The organism is Erwinia sp. V71 (genome assembly GCF_965644245.1).
In the GTDB taxonomy this organism is placed as follows: domain Bacteria; phylum Pseudomonadota; class Gammaproteobacteria; order Enterobacterales; family Enterobacteriaceae; genus Erwinia.
Genome location: NZ_CBFFRK010000052.1, coordinates 1 through 17,883 on the forward strand (window position 1 = coordinate 1; position 17,883 = coordinate 17,883).

Here is a 17,883-nt window from a genome sequence, read left to right on the forward strand (position 1 = left end):
GCAGGATAGCTTATCGGTAGCTAACCGTCCCTCCATCCACATGACCAAGCGTTGCACTTATTATCTGAATTCGCGTGATCGCTGTTACGACTTTCATATTTTTTAGCATAACGGTGACTCGGTTGGAGGGAAGGGTAGTACTTCAGTTTATCGACGGGGGATTGATCGATCTTTAGGCATGGGGAGGGTGGGGAGATAAATAAACGGAGGAATAGGTGAAAATCTGTGCTTTGGTATAGCGTGGTCTGAGGGCGGAATGTTGCCTGTGTCGTCTGATTGACTGAGATACCCGGGGCGACCACCCCGCGGTCCTGCGCGGACAAGCCGCTCCGGCGCCATCGGGGTGTTTCCCCTGGTATCTGGCTTTATCGTTGGCGGTTATCCGGCCTGGCCGCTGATACCATGGTAGCCGTGAATACCCATATAAATCCCCACCAGCGCAATCAGCAGGCTGGAGAGATAAGGTGCGCATCTGGCAATAGTGTTAAAACCGGGCCAGCGTTTTGCCGCCTGCTGCACACTGACGGCGGCTGCCACGCCAACGGTGACCATCGTCAGCGCCAGACCGATGCTAAAACTCACCACCATGGTCGCGCCCAGCGCCAGCGCTTTCAGTTGCAGGCAAATCAGCAATACGGTGATGGCTGCCGGGCAGGGGATCAGGCCGCCTGTCAGGCCGAACAGCAGAATCTGGCCGTTGCTGACCTTATCTGTGGTGAAGCGACGCTGAATATCCTGAGCATGGGCGCGTTCGTGGGCATCCTGATACTCAGGGGAGGTATCTGCATGCTGATGATCGTGGTGCCGGTGAGCTGACGTATGCGGGTGGTCATGAGTATGCACATGTTCGTCACTCTGCTGGTGATGATGTTCATGTTCATGTTCATGTTCATGTTCATGATGATATTTATGGCTATGAGCATGATCGTGATGGTGGTGCTCATGATCGTGTGTGTGCCCATGGTGGCTATGCTCAGCGAGCCAGCCGCGCTCTCCCTGCCAGGTGCGCCAGAACATCCAGCCTGCCGTCGCCAGAATAATCACCGCCGAAATCATCTGCAGCCAGGGTTCTGCCACGGCGGCGGTAAAGCGCTGGCTGATCAGCATTCCGCCCAGCGCAATTAACCAGACAATGGCAGTATGCGACACGGTCGCTGCCAGTCCCAGCATCACAGCCTGCCGTACCGTGCCTTTAATCGCAATAATAAACGCCGCCATCATGGTCTTTGAGTGGCCCGGTTCAAGGCCGTGTAATGCACCGAGCAGAATCGCGCTGGGCACAAAGAACCAGGCATTTCCCTGCTGCAGTAAGCTCGTGAAGTCGTTCATCGTGGAGTGTCTTCTGATTTAAGGAGATTTCGATACTACTCCCCCCCAGTATAAAATACTACCCCCCAGTATCCGCATAGTGGTATAACCAGCAGGATCTTTAGCAGAAATTGAGAGTGATATGTCCCATACCATCCGTGATCGGCAAAAGCTGCAGGCGCGTGCCAGTAAAATCCAGGGCCAGGTAACGGCGCTGAAAAAGATGCTGGACGATCCGCATGAGTGTGCCGAAGTGCTACAGCAGATCGCTGCGATTCGGGGCGCGGTGAACGGTCTGATGCGTGAAGTGATTAAAGGGCATCTGATCGAACATGTGGTTCACGAGCAGGATGAAGAAAAACGTGAGGCCGATCTGGATGTGGTGCTGAACGTGTTTAACTCTTATATCAAGTAAGCGGACTGGGTCACAGCGCCGCGAAAACAGGTTTACAAGCCCCATTGCGGGCGATTATTCTGAACGGGCGTTTTACTGAACGCCAGAATTCAAAATTTGTGTTTTATCAATGACTCGGGGTGCCCGTTGCGCAAAGCGCAGTGGCTGAGAAATACCCGTCGAACCTGAACTGGATAATGCCAGCGGAGGGAAGTCAGATGCCTGACCGGCATCGCCTTCTTGATCGCCGGTTGGGAGCCTTATGCCATATCAACCTGACCCTGTCTCCGGCGCACTCGTCGCCGAATCTCTTGCCCTGTTTCGTCAGCATGCGCCGCTGGTGCACTGTATGACCAACGATGTGGTGCAAACCTTTACTGCCAATGTACTGCTGGCGCTCGGTGCGTCACCGGCGATGGTGATCGATGCCGAAGAAGCCACGCAGTTTAGTGCCATTGCCAGTGCGCTGCTGGTCAATGTCGGCACTTTAACCCGCGACCGTGCCGATGCCATGCAGGCGGCGATTGCGGCGGCAAACCAGGCGCACACGCCATGGACGCTGGACCCGGTGGCGGTAGGCGCTCTGACGTTCCGCACCGCATTTTGCCACGATTTACTGTCACAGCAGCCCGCGGCGATTCGCGGCAATGCGTCGGAAATTCTGGCGCTGGCGCAGCAGTCAGCGCGTGGCCGTGGCGTCGACAGCTTACACGATTCCGCCAGCGCGCTGGATGCCGCCCGGCAGCTGGCGACACGCAGTGGTGCGGTGGTCGCGGTGACCGGCGTGGTGGATTATGTCACCGATGGGCAGCGCACGCTGGCGGTGCCTGGCGGTTCCGCGCTAATGACGCGGGTGGTGGGCACCGGTTGTGCACTGTCGGCGGTGGTTGCCGGCTTCGCCGCCTTGCCCGGCGATCGTCTGCAGCATATTGCCAGCGCCTGCCGGGTGATGTCCTGCGCCGGTGAGCGCGCGACTGCTCGCATCAGCGGTCCTGGCAGCTTTATTCCCGCTTTTCTTGATGCCCTGTACCAGCTGGATGCGGAGGCACTGCAATGAAACGTATCAATGCCTTAACCATCGCCGGCACCGATCCCAGCGGCGGTGCAGGGATTCAGGCCGATCTGAAAGCGTTTTCAGCGCTGGGGGCTTACGGCACCAGCGTGATCACTGCGCTGGTGGCGCAGAACACCCGCGGTGTGCAGTCGGTGTATCAGATTGACCCGGCATTTGTTGGCGATCAGCTGGATTCGGTGCTGTCCGATGTGCGTATCGACAGCGCCAAAATCGGCATGCTGGCTAACGCAGAGATCGTTGAAGTCGTCGCGCAGCGCTTGCAGCAGGCCGCATTGCCGTGGGTAGTGCTGGATACGGTGATGCTGGCGAAAAGCGGCGATCCGCTGCTGTCGCCTTCTGCTGTTGACAGTCTGCGCCGCCATCTGTTGCCGCAGGTGTCGCTGATCACGCCAAACCTGCCGGAAGCCGCCGCGCTGCTCGATTGTTCACCCGCGCGTAACGAGCAGGAGATGTGCGATCAGGGTCGCGCGTTGCTGGAACTGGGTTGCGAAGCGGTGCTGATGAAGGGGGGACATCTCAGTGAGCAGGAAAGCCCGGACTGGCTGTTTACCCGTCAGCTGGCACAGCGCTTCACGGCACCACGCGTGGCGACGCGTCACACTCATGGCACCGGCTGTACGCTGTCGGCGGCGCTGGCGGCGCTGCGTCCGCGTCACAGTGACTGGGTTGAGACCGTCGCGGCGGCGAAACAGTGGCTGCAGGGGGCGCTGGAGCAGGCAGACTCGCTGGAAGTCGGCCATGGAATTGGTCCTGTGCACCATTTTTATCGCTGGTGGTAGGGGCAATTTTTTACTGCGGATCGTTCTGAAAAATGGAGTCAGCAATTTGCATTAAGGAGGGACTCGGGTCCAGGCTGTGGTGGATCGGCGCAGGCCGACGAGCGGGTCATCACGCTGAAGCGTTTTGGCCCATCACCTAATGATCCAGGAGTTAACATGACGGACATCGTACAGTTATTGGGCAAAGAAGCTGACCACCTTCTGCAACATCGCTGCATGACCATTCCAGCGGAAAGCCTGTATTTACCAGGCGCGGATTATGTCGATCGGGTGATGATCGATAACAACCGTTCTCCTGCGGTGCTGCGTAATATGCAGACGCTGTACAACACTGGCCGCCTGGCGGGCACCGGTTATCTGTCGATTCTGCCCGTGGACCAGGGCGTTGAGCACTCAGCGGCCGCCTCCTTTGCCGCTAATCCGCTGTACTTCGATCCGAAGAATATCGTTGAACTGGCGATAGAAGCGGGCTGTAACTGTGTTGCTTCCACCTATGGCGTGCTGGCGTCAGTGTCGCGCCGCTATGCGCACAAGATCCCGTTTATGGTGAAGCTGAACCACAACGAAACCCTGAGTTATCCGGCACAGTATGACCAGACGCTGTACGCCAGCGTCGAGCAGGCGTTTAACATGGGGGCGGTGGCCGTCGGGGCGACGATTTACTTTGGTTCGGAAGAGTCGCGCCGCCAGATTGAGGAGATCTCTGCTGCCTTTGAGCGCGCCCACGAGCTGGGAATGGTGACGGTGCTGTGGGCCTATCTGCGCAATAACGCGTTTAAAAAGGATGGCGTTGATTACCATGCCAGCGCCGACCTGACCGGTCAGGCAAACCACCTGGCGGCGACCATTGGCGCGGATATCGTCAAACAAAAAATGGCGGAAAATAACGGCGGCTATAAGGCGGTGAATTTCGGCCATACCGATGAGCGTGTCTACAGCAAGCTGACCAGCGACAACCCGATTGACCTGGTGCGCTATCAGCTGGCGAACTGTTATCTGGGGCGTGCCGGCCTGATTAACTCCGGTGGTGCGGCTGCGGGGGAGACGGATATTGCTGATTCGGTCCGCACGGCGGTGATCAACAAACGTGCAGGCGGCATGGGGCTGATTCTCGGCCGTAAGGCGTTTAAGAAATCGATGAAAGAGGGCGTGGCGCTGATTAATTCAGTGCAGGATGTTTACCTTTCTAAAGACGTCACTATCGCCTGAATGGCCTGGCTTACTTGATATTTCGGTTCCCGGCAGTGCTCGAAATCCTCACGTACTTTAAGTACGCTGCGGTTTCTGCGCGCTGGCGGTAACCGAACTCTCTGCGCCGCCGACGGCCATTGGCATCGGTGGCTAAAACCTAAGCCTGCTCAAACCACTCGCTGTTCTGCTCGGCAATCGGCGTAATCGAGAAAATCATCTCCTGCAAATGCCGGCGCAGCGCCTGTTCGGCGGCGTCCGGGTCCTGCGCCACCATCGCCTGATAAATCTGCTGATGCTGTTCGATCAGACTTTCCGGCGGCGACACTTCACTCAGCGTCAGAAAACGCACCCGATCCATGGTGGCTTTAATATTTTCCACCGTCTCCCACGCCAGTTCACACTGAATGCTCTGGGCAATCAGGCGATGAAAATCATCATCCAGCAGTAAAAAGGCCTGACTGTCATGACGCTGCGCCGCCAGCCGCTGTAACTGCAGATTGTGCTCCAGCGCGGCAAGGGCATCGGCAGACGCTTCCTGCGCGGCACGCCGCACCACCGCCACTTCCACAGCTTCACGGATAAAACGGCCATCGGCCACGCGCTGAGCGGAGATCTTGCGAACAAAGGTTCCGCGCTGCGGCAACACCTGTACCAGCCCGGCTTCCGCCAGCTTGATAAAGGCTTCACGCACCGGCTGGCGTGAAACATTAAAGCGGCTGGAGACCTCTTTTTCGGACAGCAGGGCTCCCGGATGAATCACGCAGGTGACGATATCCTGCCGCAGAAAGCGGTAAATCTGCTGATTTACCGGCTCACTGGCGGTGATAGTGTAAGTGATCGACATGCAGCAACATCCTGTTTATGGCTGACTCTGCAGTCAGCCAGACTGTAAAGCTCCAGTCTAAACAGCCCGTTGCGCCAGCGCCAGCGCTTTTACCTGCCGGTAACAAGCTGCCTGACGGTCTCGCGAGCGCCCCGCGCCGCCAGCTGTTGACTGAAATGATTAACCCGCTCCACCAGCCGTTTTTCACTGGCGAGATCCTCGCCAAACACCGACCGCAGCGACAGCAGGGCAGCAACCCGTTCTGCGCCTTCGGCACTTTCGGCCACGCGCCGGGCGATCTCCTCTTTTAACGGGTCATTAATCACAATCGCATTGCTCTGTTCATCCACCCCGCTGACATAACGCATCCAGCCTGCCACGCCCAGCGCCAGCAGGTCAAAATCGCTGCCATTACGCAGATGCCAGCGGATACTCGCCAGCCAGCGTTGTGGCAGTTTCTGGCTGCCATCGGTGGCAATCTGGTAAGTACGGTGTTTAATCGCGCGGTTCTGATAGCGGGCGATCAGCGAATCGGCATAGGCGGTAAGATCGACGCCCTGAATACGCAGTGTTGGCGCCTGTTCATCCAGCATCAGCTGACGCGCCGCCTGCAGATAAGACGCATCGGCCATACAGTCGCTGATATGCTGATAACCGCCGAGGTAGCCGAGATAAGCCAGAAAAGAGTGGCTGCCGTTCAGCATCCGCAGTTTCATCTCTTCAAATGGCACCACGTCGGCCACCAGTTCCGCGCCTGCCTTTTCCCATGCCGGGCGGCCGCTGACAAAGTTATCTTCAATCACCCACTGAAAGAACGGCTCACAGACCACGCCCGCATCATCGCGGCTGCCCAGTTGCTGCTCCAGCGTGGCGAACGTTTCCTCCGTCATGGCGGGCACAATGCGATCCACCATGGTGGAAGGGAAGGTGAGCGTGTTGCGGATATAGCCGGCCAGCGCAGCGTCCTGCTGCTCTGCCAGCTGGACCACCACCTGGCGCGTAACATGGCCGTTTTCCGGCATATTGTCGCAGGACATCACACTAAACGGCGGCAGGCCCTGCTGCCAGCGGCGTTTGATGGCGGCGAGAATAATGCCGGGCAATGAGGCTGGGGCGTGTGGATGGGCGAGATCGTGCTGAATCGCCGGGTGCTGCAGATTCAGTTCACCGCTGGCGGGATGATGGCAGTAGCCTTTTTCAGTCACCGTCATGGAGACAATCGCCACTTCTGGCTGACTCATGGCATCAATCACAGCGGCGATGCCGTCACTCTGGCCGTGTAGTGCCTCACGGATCACGCCAATCACTCGCGTTGACAGCGTATCGTCTGCCATTTCCGACACGGTATACAGCAACGATTGTGCGCGTAATGCGTGAATGACCTCGCCGCTGTTCAGATTCACTTCGCAGTAACCCCAGTCACTGCCGTGCTCGCTGGCGAGTCTGTCGCTGCACACCGCCTGATGGGCACGATGAAAGGCGCCAACACCAATATGCACCATACGCGTGTGCAGGCGGGCGCGGTCGTAATCGGGTTGCTGTACGGCAGAGGGCAGCTGTTCAACGGATAACATAATCAATCCTTGTTGCGAAAAGGGCGAATCATCACATGTGTGGTAGGGCATTAGCCCATTAGCCCATGTTATTGCCAGAGCTGAATGTTGGCACTGACTGCTCCTTCCCCCGTCTGCGGGGGAAGGCTGGGATGGGGGAGCAAACGACTCAGCATGCCAGATGTTTGTTCCCCCTCCCTGACCCTCCCCCGCAAAACGGGGGAGGGGAGCAGAACGGTGATGCCAGTAAGAGCGAGTTCTTAACTCACCGGCATCGGGTCAGTGCCGGACTTCGGTTTTTTCACCAGTACCAGCACCAGAATCGCACCCAGCGCGGCAACAACACCTGCCAGCACAAAAGCGCTGTCGAATTTACCAGTGTTCTGCACAATAAAACCGGTAACAATGGGGCCGATAATGCCGGAAAGACTGCCGATCAGGTGGATAAAACCACTGATACCGCCCACCCGGCTTCTGTGTACCACATCCTGAATAATCGCCCAGTAAATCGCGCCGGTGATATACAGGAAGAAGATCGACACGGACATCAGCACCACGGCGGACGTCACCTCTTTTACCGTACCTGCCAGCGCGACACAAAGGGCCGCTGCCAGTAACGAGACCACCAGCACAATCTTGCGCGACAGCAGCAGTTTGCCGGTGATTTTAAAGATTTTATCGGAGATCAGCCCACCCAGCGCCAGACCGACAAAGCCGACAATCCACGGGATCATGGTGGTGATACTCATCGACTTAATATCGAGGTTATGCGCCTGCACCAGATACGCCGGGAACCAGCTGAGGAAGAAGAACAGAATGTAGTTGTAGCAGAAGAAAGCGAAAGCGGTGACCAGGATAATCGGCTGACGCAGGTAGTAGCCGAGGCCATGGGCGGACTGCGTCAGATCCTCTTCCGCGCTAATGGGTTCATGCTTCAACTGGTCGATCAGCGCACGCTCATCGGCGGAAACACGTTTGCTTTTCGCCGGATTATCCGCCGCGATAAAGAACCAGATCACCATCCAGACGATACCAATCGAACAGATGATCATAAACGCCGGACGCCAGCCAAAGGACAGCGCCAGCCAGCCGACAATCGGCCCGGCTACCGCGCCGCCGAGTGGTGAACCTGCGCTGAGAAAGCCCATCGCGGTGGCCGCCTGTTTTTTCGGGAACCAGCCGTTAATCGCTTTGTTTGCCGAGGCGCAGATCGGGCCTTCCGCCATACCAAACAGAATACGCAGGATCAGCATTGACCAGAAGCCAGTGGCAATCGCCGTCATGCCGCAGAACAGCGACCACATGCCGACCGCCACGCCCAGTACCAGCGTCGGGCCATATTTATCGACCGCGAGGCCGCCGATAAAGTTAAACAGTGCGTAACCGAAGAAGAAGCTGCCGAAAATCATGCCGAACTGCTCGGCATTCAGCATCAGGTCTTTTTCAATCATCGGCACGGTCAGGGAAAGTGCGACACGATCGAGGTAGTTGATCATGTAGACGAGGAATAACAACAGGACGATAGTCCAGCGCAGGTTCTTGAACATGATGACTCCGGAATAATTATAATATTAGGGTTTTCAGGTACAGCATTCCCGGTGCGGGCCAGCGGCGGCTGGCCCGATCGTGGTTCAGTCGACTTTCAGCACGACCTTGCAACAGCTGCGCGGCTGTTTTTCAAACAGCGTCATCGCCTGTTCCACTTCGCTGAGTGCAAAGGTATGGGTAACCAGTTTCTCTGGCTGGATCAGTCCCTGTTCCATCCAGCTAATCACCTGCGGGAAGCGTTTGCTGTTCAGCCGTGAGGTAAACAGCGACAGCTCTTTGCTGGTCAGGCTTTGTTGCGTCAGGGTGCACGGCTCGCCGGAAAAACCGAGCAGGCCGATACGCGCAGCGGGCGACGCCAGCGCGACCGCTTCATTGAGGATCGCCGGATGACAGGCGGCATCGATAATCAGCGTCGGTTTCACGCCAGCCAGCTGCTGCTCCAGCGGGGTTTCGCTGTTATCCAGCAACCGGTCTGCGCCGCTCTGTTGCGCCAGCACCAGCCGTTCCGGCAGACGATCAACGACGATCACCTCGCGTACGCCATACACACCTTTCAGTACCTGGATGGCGGTCAGTCCCATCGGCCCCGCACCGTAAATCAGGGCGATATCGTTGGTCTGCGGCTGCAGAAAGGCGGTGATATTGGCGGCGATAGTGAAGGGTTCCACCAGACTGGCCAGCGTGTCGGGGATGCTGGCGGGTAAGCGGTAAGCATTGCCTGCGGGCGCCAGCGCATACTGACTGAACCCGCCGTCGCGATGAACGCCAATCACCTGCAGCTCACTGCAGACATTGGGACGGCCGACCGAGCAGGGGTAGCAGTGACCGCAGCTGACCACCGGATCAACCGCCACGCGTTCGCCAAGGCGGGCGGCATCAACGCCATCACCCACTGCATCAATCACGCCGAAGAATTCATGGCCGATTACCCGCGGGTAACGGGCAAACGGATTGTGGCCGTGCCAGATATGCACATCGGAACCACAGATGCTGGCGTAGCGCACTTTGACCCGCACTTCACCGGCGGCGGGTTGCGGGATGGCGCGCTGTTCCAGTACCAGCGCACCCGGACGTTCAATCACCACTGCATTCATAGGTGTCTCCTTACCAGTTCCACAGGGTGCCATCTTCGAGGCGGGCAACAGGCAGATAAGCCGGTTCATACGGGTATTTCGCCGCCAGCTTTTCATCGAATTCGATACCGAGCCCCGGCTTATTGCCCGGATGCATATAGCCGTGGTCAAAGGTCCAGCTGTGATGGAACACTTCCATCATCTGTTCGGAGTAGCCCATATATTCCTGCACGCCGAAGTTCGGCACCCACAGGTCAAAGTGCAGCGCCGCCGCCATACAAATCGGTGACAGATCGGACGGGCCATGCGAGCCGGTGCGCACCTGATACAGCGAGGCGAAATCGGCGATACGGCGCATCCCGGTAATGCCGCCAGCATGGGTGATGGTGGTGCGGATATAGTCGATCAGCTGCTCTTCAATCAGCTGTTTGCAGTCCCAGATACTGTTAAACACTTCGCCGACGGCGATGGGTGTCACAGTATGCTGGCGGATCAGGCGGAAGCATTCCTGATTTTCCGCCGGAGTCGGATCTTCCATCCAGAACAGGCGGTAATCTTCGACGCTTTTACCAAAACGCGCGGCTTCGACTGGCGTCAGGCGATGGTGCATATCGTGCAGCAGATGTTCGTCGAAGCCGAATTTGTCGCGGATGGCAGCGAACAGTTTCGGGGTAAAGTCGAGGTACTTTTCCGTCGACCACATCTGCTCTTCCGGCCAGTTGCCTTTAGTTGCCGGTTCGTAAGCCAGCCCTTTGCCTTTCGCCATGCCGTAGGTGGTTTTCATGCCCGGCACGCCGCACTGAGCGCGAATCGCTTTGAAGCCCAGCTCTTTATGGCGCGCGTAGTCGTCCATCACTTCATCAATCGAATGGCCGGTGGTGTGGCAGTACACCATCACGCCGCTGCGTGATGCGCCGCCGAGCAGCTGATAAACCGGCATATTGGCGGCTTTGCCTTTGATATCCCACAGCGCCATATCCACGGCGGAAATCGCCGACATGGTCACCGGTCCGCGCCGCCAGTACGCGCCTTTGTAGAAGAACTGCCAGATATCTTCGATCTGATGGGCATCGCGGCCGATCAGCTGCGGACAGATATGATCCTTCAGGTAGGACGCGACCGGCAGTTCACGGCCATTCAGCGTGGCGTCGCCAATACCGGTAAGCCCTTCATCGGTGGTGATCTTCACTGTCACAAAATTTCTGCCGGGGCAGGTGACAAACACTTCCGCGTTAACAATTTTCATCTCACTGACCTTGTGCTGCGTATCGATGATGAAAAACTACGCACTTTTATACTACCATACAAGTTGGCGTAGCGGATTTGTTAGCGGGATCACGTTGTGAGGGGGTAGGGGATTTTTGCTCCTTCCCCCGCGAGCGGGGGACAAATTCGTCAGGAACGAATTTGACCGAAGCTTGCTTCGGCCCGAAGGGCGAACCACAGGGATGTGGTTCGTTAACGCTGGGATGGGGGAGCTGGCGGCACTGAGCTGCTTGTTCCCCCTCCCTGGCCCTCCCCCATTTTATGGGGGAGGGGACTTTACGCTTACGCTATCAGCTCACAGGACGGTGGCAGGCGACACTGCAGCGCCTGTGGCAGCACTTCAATATGGAATTCACTGCCCGTCAGCGGCTCGCCATCGAGGTTAAAGGTCATTTCATGCGGTGAACGAATGGTCAGCGACGGTAGCGAGGCGGAGACAATATTCGGATTGCTGTCATCACGTGTCAGGCTGTGCAGCAGGGTGGTGAGGATCTCCTGCGACGTCACCACACTCAGCTCCAGCGCGCCATCATTGATCAGCGCCGTCGGGCATAAACGCTGCCCCCCGCCTGCCTGGCGGCCATTGCCGATGCCGATCACCAGCGCATCGCCCTGCCAGCTGAAGTCTGGCCCGGTGATTTCACAGCTGTCTGCTTTCAGTTGATCGATACGCAGCAGGCCATGGATAAAATAGGAAACGCCACCCAGTGCCGATTTCAGTTTCTCCGGGGTTTCGGTGGTAATGCGCGTGCCAAAACCGCCGGTCGCCATATTGATAAAGTAGCGCTGCTGATTGACGCAGGCGAGGTCGATGCTGACCGCTTTGCCGCTGATCGCCAGGCGCAGTGCCTGCGCCATCTCGGCCGGAATACCGGCGCTGGTGGCGAAGTCGTTGGCGGTGCCGAGCGGAAGAATCCCCAGTACCGGTCGCCCGGCGCTGTCCAGCTTTGCCAGCGCGGTAGCGACTTCATTAATCGTACCATCGCCGCCACCGGCCACCACCGTTTCCGCTTTCAGCTCTGCTGCTTCAGCGACATAGCGCTCCGCATCGCCGTGTTCCCAGGTGACACGCACCGCTATCGGGTAGCCTTCGTCGCGCAGGGCGTTAATCGCCGCGCGCAGCTCTTCGTTTCCGGCACCTTTGCCATTTAAGATCACCAGCGTAAGTGACTGCTTTGCCATGGTTATTCCTTTCGTTGCGCTGGCCGCAATGGCCGGGAAGCTAACAGGTATAACACAGGATAGCGGAAATATTTAGCGGTGCAGGGGGCAGAAAAAAGAAAACCCGCACGGGGGAGCCGGGCGGGCGAATGAGGTGGTTCCTGTAAAACCTTGCTTTTTTATTGCTCATTTTTGGCAAGGCAGATACTAGCGATAAAACGCGTAGCGGAATGTGATCGGATTCTAAGGAAGGTGCGATTAATTCGATGGGAACCATTTTTTCGTCCTGTCATCGTATGGTAAATGAACAAAGAACCGCCCAAAACACTGAAAACGATAGATGAACGGCAATCATTGTAGTCATGAACAGAACTTTGAATGATTAAATCGCACCTTCCCTAAGATCTGTTACGGAAAGTAAATTTCCCGGCATGTTATAGCCTAAATAATTCAAGCTGCAGGAAGGCGGCAAGCCCGCGAATCCCCAGGAGCATAGCTGACTATGTGACTGGGGGGAGCGGGTGAAGCCAACGCAGCTGCAGCTTGAAGTATGACGGGTATAGCGTTAATCCGCCAGATTACGCATCAGCAGTGCATAGCTCAGGTCGATCTCTTCCGGGATCGGCAGCCAGACGAAATGGCCATTTCCCGGCGCGACGCTGACGGCCTGTGCTTTGTTGTTTTCCATCATCTCCAGGCGGAAGGTGACGTTGCCCGCAGGAGTCATCATCTCCAGGCTGTCGCCGACGGAGAACTTATTCTTCACATCCACCTGCGCCAGCCCGCCACGACGTTCACCGGTAAATTCACCGACAAACTGCTGACGTTCGGAGATGGAGTGGCCGGTTTCATAGCTCTGGTAGCTGTCGTGGGTGTGGCGACGCAGGAAACCTTCGGTGTAGCCACGGTGTGCCAGACCTTCCAGCGTTTCCAGCAGCGTCGGGTCAAACGGTTTACCGGCTGCGGCGTCATCAATCGCGCGACGGTACACCTGTGCCGTACGGGCACAGTAGTAGAACGACTTGGTACGTCCCTCGATTTTCAGCGAATGCACACCCATTTTGCTCAGGCGCTCGACATGCGCCACTGCGCGCAGATCTTTCGAGTTCATGATGTAGGTGCCATGCTCATCCTCAAAGGCGGTCATATATTCGCCTGGGCGCTGGCCCTCTTCGAGCATAAACACTTTGTCGGTCGGCTGGCCTGCACCGAGCGTCGGCTCGACGTTTTTCACCGGAATCGGCTCATACTGATGCACGATGTTGCCGATCTCGTCCTCTTTGCCTTCTTCCACTTTATATTCCCAGCGGCAGGCGTTGGTGCAGGTTCCCTGGTTGGGATCGCGTTTGTTCAGGTAGCCCGAGAGCAGGCAGCGACCGGAGTAGGCCATGCACAGCGCACCATGGACAAAGATTTCCAGTTCCATATCCGGCACCTGCAGGCGGATCTCTTCAATCTCTTCCAGCGACAGCTCGCGCGACAGAATCACCCGCGTCAGTCCCATTTGTCGCCAGAATTTCACCGTCGCCCAGTTGACCGCGTTAGCCTGCACCGACAGGTGGATATCCATCGCCGGGAAAGCTTCACGTACCATCATAATCAGGCCCGGATCGGACATAATCAGCGCATCCGGCCCCATATCGATCACCGGTTGCAGGTCGCGGACAAAGGTTTTCAGTTTGGCGTTGTGCGGCGCGATATTGACCACCACGTAGAACTTTTTGCCCAGCGCATGCGCTTCGTTAATCCCTCTGGCAAGGTTCTCGTGATTGAATTCGTTGTTGCGCACACGCAGGCTGTAGCGTGGCTGACCGGCATATACCGCATCTGCGCCATAGGCGAAGGCGTAACGCATATTTTTCAGCGTACCGGCCGGAGAAAGGAGTTCCGGTTTAAACATGGTGTTCTCAGTCTGATGTCAGGTCAGAACGGCTGTCGAGCCGTTAGCCAGCGCATAATACGCTGGCCATATAAAATGTGCGGGGATTGTAGGAGGTGAAAAGCGGAATGTAAATTGACGCAGATCAAACCAGGCGACAGATATCCGCTTCCCAGCGATAACCCATGCCATACACGGCACGAATAAACGGCTGCTCGCTGTCGAGTGCTTCCAGTTTACGGCGCAGATTCTTGATATGGCTGTCGATAGTGCGGTCTGTCACCACGCGATAGTCGTCATACAGATGATTCAGCAACTGCTCGCGTGAGAACACTTTGCCGGGTTCCTGCGCCAGTGTTTTCAGCAGGCGAAACTCCGCCGGGGTCAGATCCAGCGGGCGGTTGTTCCAGCTGGCCTGAAAACGGCCTTCATCCACCAGCAGCAGTGAAGCTTTCTGCACCTCTTCCGGCGAATGTTTCACCCGGCGCAGGATGGTTTTCACCCGTGCCACCACTTCACGCGGACTGAACGGTTTGCAGATATAGTCGTCCGCGCCAATTTCCAGACCAAGCAGACGATCAATCTCTTCGGTTTTTGCCGTCACCATCATCACCGGTAAATCAGAAAAACGACGCAGTTCGCGGCACAGGGTCAGGCCATCAACGCCTGGCAGCATCAGGTCGAGCAGCATCAGATCCGGCGGGGTCTGCTGCACGTAACTCAGCACCTGACTGCCGTCAGCGATATGGTGCGTGCGGTAATTGGACGCCTGTAAATAATCGATTAACAGCTGAGCCAGCTTCGGCTCATCTTCCACAATCAGAATCAATGGTTCGCGATAGTCGGTCATATTATTTTTTTACCCCAAAAGCCAGCAAGCTGCAGGTGAACCAGCGCACCTGCATCCTGAAGTATGGCGGGGATAATCAGTGGGTGTCGAGCGGCAATTCTATCTTAATGCGCAGGCCGCCCAAATCAGAGTGGTCTGCACTCAGGGTGCCGCCGTGGGCTTCAACGATATTTTTGCAAATCGCCAGCCCCAGCCCGGAACCACCGCTGGCGCGGTTGCGCGAGCTTTCGGTGCGGTAAAAACGCTCAAAAATTTGCAGCCGTTGCTCATCGGTAACGCCAGGTGCGGAGTCATCAAACAACAGCCACACTTTGCCCGGTTGCTGCTGCAGCGACACTTTCAGCCCGCCCCCGGCATCGGTGTAGCGCAGGCTGTTTTCCATCAGATTGCTGAACAGCTGCATCAGCCGGTCGGCATCGCCGAAAAACGGTGCCTGCTGCGGCAACGCCAGACTCAGTGTCAGTTCCCGGCTGGCAAAATGCGCGCGGAAACTGCCGCTGACCACTTCCAGCAGTGACACCAGGTCGGTGCCGGATTTGCGATAAGCCAGTGCGCCTTCGTCTGACAGTGACAGCTGATGCAAATCGTCGACCAGCTTGCTGAGCGTGGCGACTTCCATCTGCAGTGAGCTGATGGCTTCCGGTGTCAGTTTACGCACGCCATCCTGTATCGCTTCCAGTTCGCCGCGCAGGATCGCCAGCGGCGTGCGCAGTTCATGGGAGATATCGGCCATAAACGCCCGGCGCATGCTCTCATTCTTTTCCAGCGAACTGGCGAGGCGGTTAAAATCCTGTGCCAGTCGTCCCAGTTCGTCGTCACTGCTGACTTCAACACGGCGTGAATAGTCGCCGCGCGACAGATACTGCGTGCCTTCCACCAGTCGTTTGACCGGCGCCAGCAGGCCGCGTGACATCAGCCAGGTAACCGCCGCAGCCAGCAGGGTGGAAAGGCCGACAATCAGCCAGCTGGTGCGCCGCTGCTGCTGGTCAAAGTTGATATCGGTGCTGCGGGTTAAGCCATCGGACGGCGAGCCGACCACCCAGCCCACCACTTTGTTATTGCTGGTGGTAATACTGCGCCGCGGGCCTTCCGTCGGCAGCGGTGCGCGCGGCCCGACCAGCACCTGGTACTGCTGGTCAATCACCCAGAACTGCGTGCGCCAGCCGTGTGGCGGCAGCGGTTTATTGGCATCCGGGTTCTGCTCCAGCGAGCGCAGAATGGTGAAAATCATCTTGCCGTTGTTACGCAGAAAGTCCCAGTCACCGTGCTGTTCGTACTGATCCGCCAGCGCTTCGCTCAGCAGCTCCAGCCGCTGCTCATTGCCGCGTTTAATGTAATCGATAAAGCCGCGTTCAAAGCTGACGCGCACGCCCCAGTGCATAATAATCAGCACCAGCATGCAGGTGGAAAAGATAGCGAGAAACAGTTTGGCGCTGATGCCGAAACGCATTTTCCTCATGATTGACGGTGTCTCCTGCGTTCAAGGGTGGCGCTTTTGCTGAGATCGGCCGGGACGCGCCAGAACACCAGCGCGGGCAGGGCGATAATCAGCGCCATACAGAGGTAAGTCCAGATAAAGGTCTGCTGAGCCTGGCCGCTACCTGCGCCATCGTGGTGGGCGAAACTGCCGAGCAGCAGGCCGGCGATGGTGACGCCGATACTCATCGATAGCTGCATCACCATCGACATCAGGCTGTTGCCGCTGGAAGCCAGCTCATCCGGCAGTTCTTTCAGTGTCAGGGTATTCATCGCCGAGAAGCGAATAGCATTCACCATGCCCTGCAGGAACAGCACCAGTGGCAGCAGCCACCACCAGCCAAGCAGCGCCACCAGCGGGAACAACAGCACCACGACGGCCAGCGCCAGCGTGGCGCCGGTCAGCACGTAGCGGAAACCAAAGCGATTAACGATGCGCACCACAATGCGCTTCATTCCCATGTTGCCCAGCACCATTGGGATCATCATCAGACCGGCATGAAACGGGCTGTACCCCATGCCGATTTGTAGAAACAGCGGTGTCATAAACGGCAGCATACCGCTGCCGATACGCCCGGTCAGGCTGCCGAGCAGACCAATGGCATACACCCGGTTAGCAAACAGTTTCAGGCTGAACAGGGCGTTGTCGTTACCCCGGGCATGCAACAGATAAAACAGCAATGAAAATACGCCAGCCAGCATCATCAGCGCGGGTAACAGGCTGCTGCCATCGCCGCGCTGTCCTTCCAGCGCCAGGGTGAGTGTCGCCATACCCGCCGCCAGCAGGATAAACCCGAGGAAGTCAAAGCGTCTGCCGGGCAGGTTGTAGTTAGGCATCAGCGTAACGGTGGCGATGGCACCGATAATGCCGACCGGGATATTAATCAGGAAGATCCAGTGCCAGCTGGCGTACTCCACCAGCACGCCGCCCAGTGCCGGACCCAGCAGCGGGCCAATCTGACCGGGCAGGGTGACAAAGGTCATCGCCGCCATATACTGGTCGCGCGGCACGATTTTCATTACCGTCAGCCGCCCGACCGGCACCATCATCGCGCCGCCGATGCCCTGTATCACACGCGCTGTCACCAGTTGATCGAGCGTGGTGGCGAGAGCGCAAAACAGGGAACCCAGGCTGAACAGCAGGATGGCGCAGAACAGGATATTACGGACACCAAAACGGTCAGCCAGCCAGCCGCTGACCGGCAGGGTGACGGCGACCGTCAGCACATAGGAGACGATCACCGAATGCATATGCAGCGGACTGACGCCCAGATCGCGTGCCATGGAGGGCAGCGCGGTGTTGACGATGGTGGTGTCCAGCGTCTGCATAAAAAAGCCAAACGCCACAATCCATAACTGCCAGCGTACGGTGGCCGGGGTCGTGCTCATCGGATGATGTCTCCTGCGCCTGCGGCGCGGTGACCGATTTTCATGGTTTGTTCTCTTTTTCGTGGGTGATCCTTGCACCTTCCCCCGTGACACGGGGGAAGGCAGGGATGGGGGAGCT

The 17,883-nt window shown here is 57.5% G+C and carries 15 protein-coding genes and 1 riboswitch; of the genes, 4 read left to right on the plus strand and 11 right to left on the minus strand.

Translation table 11 applies throughout. From position 1 onward, the window contains the following. Positions 1-378: 378 nt before the first annotated feature. On the minus strand, positions 379-1,329 hold the full coding sequence (locus ACSZO1_RS12390; protein ID WP_437612947.1) for a nickel/cobalt efflux protein RcnA: 951 nt from the start codon (positions 1,327-1,329) through the stop codon (positions 379-381). Positions 1,330-1,450: 121 nt separating this feature from the next. On the opposite strand from ACSZO1_RS12390, the gene rcnR reads away from it, so the two are divergent. The 4 genes from rcnR (at position 1,451) to fbaB (ending at position 4,765) form a co-directional block, all read left to right on the plus strand. After that, a complete protein-coding gene (rcnR, locus tag ACSZO1_RS12395) occupies positions 1,451-1,723 on the plus strand; it encodes a Ni(II)/Co(II)-binding transcriptional repressor RcnR (protein WP_437612949.1) in 273 nt (90 codons plus the stop codon). A 105-nt stretch (positions 1,724-1,828) separates the two neighbouring features. Next, positions 1,829-1,931: riboswitch (TPP riboswitch) on the plus strand. A 33-nt stretch (positions 1,932-1,964) separates the two neighbouring features. Continuing rightward, the gene (gene thiM / locus ACSZO1_RS12400; RefSeq protein ID WP_437612951.1) at positions 1,965-2,759 is read left to right on the plus strand and encodes a hydroxyethylthiazole kinase; all 795 of its coding nucleotides are present in this window, start codon (positions 1,965-1,967) and stop codon (positions 2,757-2,759) included. Further along, on the plus strand, positions 2,756-3,556 hold the full coding sequence (gene thiD, locus ACSZO1_RS12405; RefSeq protein WP_437612953.1) for a bifunctional hydroxymethylpyrimidine kinase/phosphomethylpyrimidine kinase: 801 nt from the start codon (positions 2,756-2,758) through the stop codon (positions 3,554-3,556). Before thiM ends, thiD begins: the two co-directional genes overlap by 4 nt. 156 nt (positions 3,557-3,712) lie before the next feature. Further along, positions 3,713-4,765: a class I fructose-bisphosphate aldolase gene (fbaB, locus tag ACSZO1_RS12410; protein WP_437612955.1), complete on the plus strand. Its 1,053-nt coding sequence runs from the start codon at positions 3,713-3,715 to the stop codon at positions 4,763-4,765. A 139-nt stretch (positions 4,766-4,904) separates the two neighbouring features. Here the strand turns inward: fbaB and ACSZO1_RS12415 are convergent, their stop codons facing one another. The 10 genes from ACSZO1_RS12415 to mdtD form a co-directional block, all read right to left on the minus strand. After that, entirely contained in the window at positions 4,905-5,591 is a 687-nt protein-coding gene (locus tag ACSZO1_RS12415; RefSeq protein ID WP_437612957.1) for a GntR family transcriptional regulator, read from the minus strand. Positions 5,592-5,680: 89 nt separating this feature from the next. Further along, positions 5,681-7,144, minus strand: coding sequence for a mannitol dehydrogenase family protein (locus ACSZO1_RS12420; RefSeq protein WP_437612959.1), 1,464 nt, complete (start codon positions 7,142-7,144; stop codon positions 5,681-5,683). 239 nt (positions 7,145-7,383) lie between these two features. Next, positions 7,384-8,670 (minus strand): MFS transporter, encoded by a 1,287-nt coding sequence (locus ACSZO1_RS12425; protein WP_437612961.1) that lies wholly within the window; start codon positions 8,668-8,670, stop codon positions 7,384-7,386. Positions 8,671-8,754: 84 nt separating this feature from the next. Next, a complete protein-coding gene (locus ACSZO1_RS12430; protein WP_437612963.1) occupies positions 8,755-9,765 on the minus strand; it encodes a Zn-dependent oxidoreductase in 1,011 nt (336 codons plus the stop codon). 10 nt (positions 9,766-9,775) lie between these two features. Further along, positions 9,776-10,990: a D-mannonate dehydratase ManD gene (gene manD / locus ACSZO1_RS12435; RefSeq protein ID WP_437612965.1), complete on the minus strand. Its 1,215-nt coding sequence runs from the start codon at positions 10,988-10,990 to the stop codon at positions 9,776-9,778. A gap of 302 nt (positions 10,991-11,292) precedes the next feature. Further along, positions 11,293-12,192: a lipid kinase YegS gene (gene yegS / locus ACSZO1_RS12440; RefSeq protein WP_437612967.1), complete on the minus strand. Its 900-nt coding sequence runs from the start codon at positions 12,190-12,192 to the stop codon at positions 11,293-11,295. A 544-nt stretch (positions 12,193-12,736) separates the two neighbouring features. Next, the gene (trhP, locus tag ACSZO1_RS12445; protein ID WP_437612969.1) at positions 12,737-14,071 is read right to left on the minus strand and encodes a prephenate-dependent tRNA uridine(34) hydroxylase TrhP; all 1,335 of its coding nucleotides are present in this window, start codon (positions 14,069-14,071) and stop codon (positions 12,737-12,739) included. A gap of 124 nt (positions 14,072-14,195) precedes the next feature. Further along, positions 14,196-14,900: a two-component system response regulator BaeR gene (baeR, locus tag ACSZO1_RS12450; protein ID WP_437612971.1), complete on the minus strand. Its 705-nt coding sequence runs from the start codon at positions 14,898-14,900 to the stop codon at positions 14,196-14,198. Positions 14,901-14,976: 76 nt separating this feature from the next. Then, positions 14,977-16,359 (minus strand): two-component system sensor histidine kinase BaeS, encoded by a 1,383-nt coding sequence (gene baeS, locus ACSZO1_RS12455; RefSeq protein ID WP_437612973.1) that lies wholly within the window; start codon positions 16,357-16,359, stop codon positions 14,977-14,979. Continuing rightward, entirely contained in the window at positions 16,356-17,858 is a 1,503-nt protein-coding gene (mdtD, locus tag ACSZO1_RS12460) for a multidrug transporter subunit MdtD (RefSeq protein ID WP_437612975.1), read from the minus strand. Before mdtD ends, baeS begins: the two co-directional genes overlap by 4 nt. Positions 17,859-17,883: the final 25 nt, after the last annotated feature.